Below are 236 nucleotides of genomic sequence, written 5' to 3'. Positions count from 1 at the left end.
TTCATGGCCCGCGCCGAACTGATCCGCAATGCCCAGACCAGCCTCGACTTGCAGTACTACATCGTCCATGACGGCATCAGCACGCGCATGCTGGTAGACGAGTTGCTCACGGCGGCCGACCGTGGCGTGCGGGTGCGCATCCTGCTGGACGACACCACCAGCGACGGCCTGGACCAAATCATCGCCACCCTGGCCGCGCACCCGCAGATCCAGATTCGCCTGTTCAACCCATTGCA

Annotated in this window: 1 protein-coding gene; it reads left to right on the top strand. The window is 63.6% G+C overall.

Annotated elements, in window-relative coordinates; all coding sequences use genetic code 11:
* Positions 1–236 (top strand): phospholipase D-like domain-containing protein (locus tag MTCD1_RS20295; RefSeq protein WP_235013424.1); only part of this gene is annotated, 236 nt, incomplete at both ends.

The sequence above is a fragment of the Colwellia marinimaniae genome (genome assembly GCF_002207865.1).
In the GTDB taxonomy this organism is placed as follows: Bacteria; Pseudomonadota; Gammaproteobacteria; order Enterobacterales; family Alteromonadaceae; genus Colwellia; species Colwellia marinimaniae.
The sequence above is the reverse complement of the archived record's forward strand: the minus strand, read 5'-3'. Positions and strand labels throughout refer to the sequence as shown.